This window comes from Flavobacterium sp. (assembly GCF_044368625.1).
In the GTDB taxonomy this organism is placed as follows: domain Bacteria; phylum Bacteroidota; class Bacteroidia; order Flavobacteriales; family Flavobacteriaceae; genus Flavobacterium.
Window position 1 is genome coordinate 1 of record NZ_JBIPPD010000172.1, and the last position, 7064, is coordinate 7064.

The 7064-nt window shown below is 37.2% G+C and carries 6 protein-coding genes; 5 read left to right on the forward strand and 1 reads right to left on the reverse strand.

What is annotated here, in order from left to right:
* The first annotated feature begins 16 nt into the window (after positions 1-16).
* Positions 17-1291, forward strand: coding sequence for an acetyl-CoA hydrolase/transferase family protein (locus tag ACIQ2X_RS12050; protein ID WP_396179164.1), 1275 nt, complete (start codon positions 17-19; stop codon positions 1289-1291).
* 794 nt (positions 1292-2085) lie between these two features.
* Positions 2086-4185 (forward strand): glycoside hydrolase family 97 protein, encoded by a 2100-nt coding sequence (locus ACIQ2X_RS12055; protein WP_396179165.1) that lies wholly within the window; start codon positions 2086-2088, stop codon positions 4183-4185.
* A gap of 323 nt (positions 4186-4508) precedes the next feature.
* Here the strand turns inward: ACIQ2X_RS12055 and ACIQ2X_RS12060 are convergent, their stop codons facing one another.
* Entirely contained in the window at positions 4509-4817 is a 309-nt protein-coding gene (locus ACIQ2X_RS12060) for a rhodanese-like domain-containing protein (protein ID WP_396179166.1), read from the reverse strand.
* 156 nt (positions 4818-4973) lie between these two features.
* Between ACIQ2X_RS12060 and ACIQ2X_RS12065 the strand changes: the two genes are divergently transcribed.
* Genes ACIQ2X_RS12065 through ACIQ2X_RS12075 form a run of 3 tightly spaced genes read left to right on the forward strand, consistent with a single transcriptional unit; the run spans position 4974 to position 6653 of the window.
* Positions 4974-5429, forward strand: a complete 456-nt coding sequence (locus tag ACIQ2X_RS12065) for a MarR family winged helix-turn-helix transcriptional regulator (protein ID WP_396179167.1) — start codon at positions 4974-4976, stop codon at positions 5427-5429.
* 1 nt (position 5430) lies between these two features.
* The gene (locus ACIQ2X_RS12070; RefSeq protein WP_396179168.1) at positions 5431-6066 is read left to right on the forward strand and encodes an NAD(P)H-dependent oxidoreductase; all 636 of its coding nucleotides are present in this window, start codon (positions 5431-5433) and stop codon (positions 6064-6066) included.
* Positions 6067-6083: 17 nt separating this feature from the next.
* Positions 6084-6653: a YceI family protein gene (locus ACIQ2X_RS12075; RefSeq protein WP_396179169.1), complete on the forward strand. Its 570-nt coding sequence runs from the start codon at positions 6084-6086 to the stop codon at positions 6651-6653.
* The last annotated feature ends 411 nt before the right edge of the window (positions 6654-7064 follow it).

Here is a 7064-nt window from a genome sequence, read left to right on the forward strand (position 1 = left end):
TTGCAAAAAAAACTCCATGACAAAATATGTAACTGCCGAAGAAGCCGTAAAAGTAGTGCAATCCAATCAACGTGTTTATGTGCAAGCGGCTGCAGCAACGCCATCTGTATTGACCAATGCCTTAGCGGCCAGGGCTTCGGAATTAAAAAATGTTGAAATTTGCCATCTTCATACCGAAGGCGAAGCACGATATGCCAACGTAGATTTGCGCGAAAGTTTTCACGTCAATTCGTTTTTTATTGGCAAAAATGTCCGCCACACGTTGCAATCCGGAAACGGATCGTATACACCCGTTTTCTTGAGCGAACTGCCCAATTTATTCCGCAAAAAAGCGGTTTTATTGGATGTTGTTTTCATTCATGTTTCGCCCCCAGACCAACACGGATATTGTTCGCTAGGTGTTTCGGTTGAAGCTACGGTTGCCGCTATCGAAAACGCTAAGATTGTCATTGCTCAAGTCAACAAACGGATGCCACGAACCTTTGGCGACAGCCTTATTGCCATTTCAAAAATTGATTATTTGGTGGAAATAGATACGCCCATTCACGGACACGGCACAGATGAAATCTCTGAAACCGAACAAAAAATTGGCAAACTTGTCGCTTCTCTTATTGACGACAGAAGTACGCTTCAAATGGGAATTGGTTCCATCCCAAATGCGGCTTTAGCCAATTTAACCACACACAAAGATCTAGGTTTGCATACCGAAATGTTTTCCGATGGTGTGATCGACCTCATCGAAAGTGGCGTTATCAATTGCAAGTATAAAGGCGTGGTTAAAAATCGAGCATTGGCAACATTTTTAATTGGTTCGCAACGCCTTTATGATTTTGTGGACAACAATCCGTTTATCGAAATGCGCGAATCCAATTTTGTAAACGACACTTCGATGATTCGCAAAAACCCCAAAATGGTGGCAATCAATTCGGCCATTGAAGTCGATTTAACCGGTCAAGTTTGTGCCGATTCTATTGGTGCCAAAATGTATTCGGGCGTGGGCGGTCAAATGGATTTTATTCGAGGCGCTTCGTTGAGCGACGGCGGTAAAGCCATAATTGCCTTACCGTCCATTACCAAAAGAGGCGAAAGCCGCATTGTACCGTTTTTGAAACAAGGCGCTGGCGTAGTCACGACGCGTTCGCACGTACAATACATCATTACCGAAAATGGCATCGCAAATTTATACGGAAAGTCGCTCACACAAAGGGCCAAAGCCTTGGTAGAAATTGCTCATCCCAGTTGCCAAGAGCAAATTGAACGTGCTTTTTATGAACTTCATTCGCGTTTATAAAACAATCAATAACAAAATCCTTTCAGCAATGAAGGGATTTTTTTTTGGGCGTGCCGCTCCCTGAGTTTAATTTCGCTGGTAGTTTTCTAACGCTTAAATTTGGCTTTTTTTTACCACTCCTAGGCGGGAGCGTCGGGCTTTCGCACTCGCTTTTTTTGGGTCCCGCCGAGGGCGTCACGACCCAAAAAAGAGCTCAAACAATTGCTCAATCCCTCACGCGGGTTTACGGAAAACAAGGAAATTAGTAAAACAGCAAAAAACCAAGGGATTTAAACTCTCGAAAGGTTATGAAATCGTCATTAACAAGACGTTTGCGCCAGCAATTGAATAATCATCGAACACCGATGAAAACTATAATATTGTGAGATAAACACCAATAAATAAAAGCGATGCCATATATAAGCATTTTTTACATATATAAAAAAAAGACTTTCACACATTCACTAAGTCATATGCTCTTTCGGAAGCGAAAAGCCTGAGGATTAAATTGATGTGATTTTCAACACTTCGAATTTGTGTAAACTTGTGTCCTTTTTTTAAAAATTGACTTTTATAATAGTAGTTAAAGACCAAAGATTTCTGTCACCCCCCTAAAGTTAGAAATCTTGAGAAGAGCGATAAAAATTCCAGCGCTATTGTTTTTGAAAACTTCAAAAAAAATCGATGCAACCTTGTAATGCATCACTACAACGTTGTAACACTGATTTTTGTTAGTAACAATCAATTCGAAATGAATGACAAATTGTGATAATTATTAAATTTACATTCTTAACCATTTTTTAATTGAAACAAAAATGACAAAATTTTTTACCGCACTTTTTCTGTTGATTGGAATCGTTTCCATGCAAGCACAAACGCTTCAATCGCCTGATAAAAACCTGACTTTAACTTTTAGCTTGACACCAAATGGAGTTCCAGTGTACGAATTGAGCTATAAAAATAAACCTGTAATCAAAACCAGTAATTTAGGAATTGAAACCAAAGATGTTCCTTCGTTCCTAGAAGGTTTTTCGATGAAAGATTCAAAAACAAGTACTTTTGATGAAACGTGGCAACCGGTTTGGGGCGAACAAAAAGACATTCGCAATCACTACAACGAACTTGCTGTTACGATTGAACAAAAATCGGTTCAAAACAGACACATCATTATCAAATTCCGACTTTTTAACGACGGACTGGGTTTTCGATATGAATTTCCCGAGCAACCTAATTTGACTTATTTTGTGATCAAAGAAGAAAAAACACAATTTGCACTAGCTGGAAATCACAAAGCATTTTGGCTTCCGGGCGATTTTGATACTCAAGAATATAGCACCGTTACTTCAAGATTATCGGAAGTTCGAGGAAAAATGAAAGAAGCCATTACGCCAAACGCGTCACAGTTTCCGTTTTCGCCAACTGGTTTGCAAACGCCATTAATGATGAAATCCGAGGATGGATTGTACATCAATATTCACGAAGCTGCTTTGATTGATTACGCGTGTTTGTCACTGGAATTGGACGATAAAACAATGGTATTTAATGCCTTTTTAACGCCCGATGCACAAGGAAACAAAGGATATTTGCAAGCACCCACAAAAACACCTTGGCGAACGATCGTAGTAAGCGATGATGCCAGAAACATATTAGCTTCTAAATTAATTTTGAATTTGAACGAACCAACAAAATACGAAGACGTTTCTTGGATAAAACCCGTCAAATACATTGGAGTTTGGTGGGAAATGATCACAGGAAAAAGCAGTTGGGCTTACACCGATTTGCCAAGTGTAAAACTAGGCGAAATTGATTACACCAAAACAAAAAGAAATCCAAAACATGCTGCCAATACAGAGAATGTTAAAAACCACATTGATTTTGCTTCAAAACACGGATTTGATGCCGTTTTAGTGGAAGGTTGGAACGAGGGTTGGGAAGATTGGTTCGGAAAATCGAAAGATTTTGTTTTTGATTTTGTAACCCCATACCCTGATTTTGATGTTAAATATTTAAACGAATATGCCGCATCAAAAAACGTAAAATTAATGATGCATCATGAAACTTCAGGTTCAGTGCGAAATTACGAGCGTCACATGGATAAAGCCTACCAATTTATGGTGGACAACGGTTATAATTCGGTTAAAAGTGGTTATGTTGGAAATATAATTCCGCGAGGAGAATACCATTACGGCCAATGGATGGTAAATCATTATTTGCACGCCATTACCAAAGCAGCCGAATATAAAATTATGGTAAACGCGCATGAAGCGATTCGACCAACGGGTTTGAGCAGAACGTACCCCAATTTAATTGGAAACGAATCGGCTCGTGGAACCGAATTTGAATCTTTTGGTGGCAATAATCCCGATCATACAACCATTTTGCCATTTACGCGATTGATGGGTGGCCCGATGGATTACACGCCTGGAATTTTTCAAACACAAATTAAAGAGTTCAATCCGGATAACACGTCGTTTGTACACACGACTTTGGCGAAACAATTGGCTCTTTATGTAACCATGTACTCACCGTTGCAAATGGCTGCTGATTTACCCGAAAATTACAACAAGCACTTAGACGCTTTTCAGTTTATTAAAGACGTTGCAATTGATTGGGATGAAAGTTATATACTTGAGGCAGAACCTGGAGATTACATTACGATTGCTCGAAAAGCAAAAGGTAAAAACGAATGGTTTGTAGGTGGGATAACAGATGAAAATAAGCGAACGGCCACGGTAGATTTTAGTTTTTTACCAAAAGGAAAAACATTTGAAGCCATTGTGTATGGTGACGCTAAAAATGCCGATTACATCAATAATCCGCAAGCGTATGAAATAAAGAAAATAAAAGTAACTTCTAAAACTAAATTAAAACAAAACTTGGCTACAAGTGGCGGATTTGCAATTAGTGTGAAGTAAAATCCTTCCCCTTTCCGATAGCTAACGGAGCTCCAACCCGGATAGTAATCGGGGGAGGGAGCTTGGAATAAATAGTAGAAAAGGCTAACAGTTTAGAATTGTTAGCCTTTTTTATTGCACCAATTTCTTGTGAATAATTCTAAAAAATCAACACCGTTTAAAAGGAGCCTAAAGAGTTTAAACTAGCCCAGATTGCAGTGAAAATCCTTTTTATTCCGGGGTTCGGAATAAAAAGATTGTAGCGGAAAGCTGGAAAATGGATGAAACAAATGCCCAAGCCATTGCTTCACCAGATCACTTCGTTCGGGTAGCTCTAAAAAATTTTAAACGGTCTTCTCGCCTTCCCAATTCATGAATCCGCCCATTAAATTATAGGCGTTTTCAATACCTAATTCGTTCATCATACTACATGCTTGAGCACTTCTTCCGCCTGCTTTGCAATAGACATAATAATTTTTAGTAGGATCCAATTCCTGAACGGCATAAACAAATCCTTGTCCCTTGTATATGTCGATATTGATGGCGTTTGGAATAATTCCTTCATTGCATTCTTCTGGAGTTCGAACGTCTAAAATTACGGCATTTGGGTCGGCAGCCAGTTGTTGTGCCCATTCTTGTTGTGATAAATTCATTGGATATTTTTTTCAAAAATACAAAATAGATTTTAAGGTGTGGCAACTGGTTTTTACAAAATTCAGTTAAAAATTTAACAAATATTTATTAGACATTTGTATCTACAAATAAAATTATACCCTACATTTGTACCTACAAATTTTGTAGTAACAAATATGCAAATCGAAGATATCATAAAGTCAAATTTGGCGTTGCCATTAGCAAAAAAAACATTGCTGAACATTATGTATACGCAAAATTTTACTGCCGAACGTTTCAATAAAGTTCTAAAAACCTATGACTTATCTTCAGAACAATTTAATGTTTTGCGAATATTAAGAGGTCAAAAGGGCAATCCGGCCAATATGTCCTTGATTCAAGAACGGATGATTGCAAAGACAAGTAACACCACACGATTGGTAGACAAATTATTATTAAAAGCGCTTTGCACGCGAGAAGTATGCCCAGATAACCGTCGTAAAATTGAAGTTTTAATCACGCCAAAAGGTTTGCAATTATTGGAAGAAATAGATCCAGAAATAACCAAATTTGAGCAAGAATGGGCTACAAAATTAACCAATGAAGAGTTACACACCTTAAATAATTTATTAGAAAAATTACGAAAACAATAATATGGAAAACACAATTATAGAAAACCTCAACTGGAGGTATGCGACAAAAAAGTTTGACGCAAGTAAAAAAATTGCTGCAAGCGATTTAGAAATTTTGAAAGAAGCAGTTCGATTGAGTGCTTCTTCTTATGGACTACAGCCTTACCAAGTGATTTTGGTAGAAAACGAAAATTTGCGAGAGCAAATCAAAACAGTAGCGTGGAATCAAACGCAAATTACAGAAGCATCTGATGTATTGATTTTTGCCAACATAACGAATGTTGGAACTACAGAAATTCAAAAATATATCGATACTATGGCAACCGTACGAGAAATTCCAGCAGAAAGCTTACAAGGATTTGCTAATATGATGAATAATGCGGTTACAACGTTGACACCTGAAGGCAGAGAAAACTGGGCTGCCAAACAAACCTATATTGCACTAGGAACGCTACTTTCTGCAGCAGCCGACATGAAAATTGACGCTACTCCAATGGAAGGTTTTGACCGTGATGCGGTAAACAAAATTTTAGAACTTCCCGAAAAAGGATTGTCGGCTACTTTAATCGTAACGTTGGGTTACCGAGATGTAAATGATGCGACCCAATATCTGAAAAAAGTTAGAAAACCAAACGAAGAATTATTTATTACACTATAACTTTAAAACAATTAATGATGAAAAATTTAAAAACTATTGCTCTTGCATTTTTAGCATTTACTGCTACAACAGTTGCTTCGGCACAAACAAAAAAAATTGATGCTGCCAAAAGTAACATCACTTGGGTGGGTAAAAAAGTGACTGGATCACATGAAGGAAATGTAAAATTTAAAGAAGGTACGTTAACATTTAAAGGGGCAAAACTTGCGGGTGGAAATTTTGTGGTTAACATGGCTTCCATTAATGTAACCGATTTAAAAGCGGGTGAAGGAAAAGAAAAATTGGAAGGACACTTAAAGGCTGATGACTTTTTTGGAACAGAAAAATTCCCAACAGGAACTCTTGTTTTTACAAAAGTTGCTGCTAAACAAAATGGAGTGTATACCGTTACGGCTGATTTGACATTGAAAGGAATCACAAAACCAGTTACCTTTGACATGACTGTAAAAGGATCAAAAGCATCTGCAGCAGTAGTTGTAGACCGAACAAAATACGACATCAAATATGGCTCAGGAAGCTTCTTCGACGGCTTAGGTGACAAAGCGATTTACGACAACTTTGACTTAGCTGTAGAATTAGCATTCTAAGGACGTAAAAAAATAAGTTTAAAAAAACTCCTAATTTTCATAAGTTAGGAGTTTTTTTTTGTTAAAAACAGAGACGGGAAATGCACAAAAAAAAACACCCTTTCTATTTGACACTAGAATATATATATTTTGATTCATTTTTTATACGTGGCAAAACTACATTATCAAAAACTTCATGTAAACAAACACATAAATCTGAAATACAATTTAATAACTACCAACTATAAGATTTATCTATATTGATTTTAATGATAAAACTTTGACTTACACATCCTAAAATTGTCATTCTAAGTGATTTCACTTTTAAAATAAATTGTAAGTTCAAGTTATAAGTGCAACAGATAAATTAAAAACACTTGGAGTTTTCCTCCAAGTGTTTAAGGTCAAAAGCCTAAATTTGTCTTGCATGAA

Coding starts and splice junctions, on each gene's coding strand:
- ACIQ2X_RS12050 (WP_396179164.1), top strand. CDS start 17: ATGACAAAATATGTAACTGCCGAAGAAGCCGTAAAAGTAGTGCAATCC.
- ACIQ2X_RS12055 (WP_396179165.1), top strand. CDS start 2,086: ATGACAAAATTTTTTACCGCACTTTTTCTGTTGATTGGAATCGTTTCC.
- ACIQ2X_RS12060 (WP_396179166.1), bottom strand. CDS start 4,817: ATGAATTTATCACAACAAGAATGGGCACAACAACTGGCTGCCGACCCA.
- ACIQ2X_RS12065 (WP_396179167.1), top strand. CDS start 4,974: ATGCAAATCGAAGATATCATAAAGTCAAATTTGGCGTTGCCATTAGCA.
- ACIQ2X_RS12070 (WP_396179168.1), top strand. CDS start 5,431: ATGGAAAACACAATTATAGAAAACCTCAACTGGAGGTATGCGACAAAA.
- ACIQ2X_RS12075 (WP_396179169.1), top strand. CDS start 6,084: ATGAAAAATTTAAAAACTATTGCTCTTGCATTTTTAGCATTTACTGCT.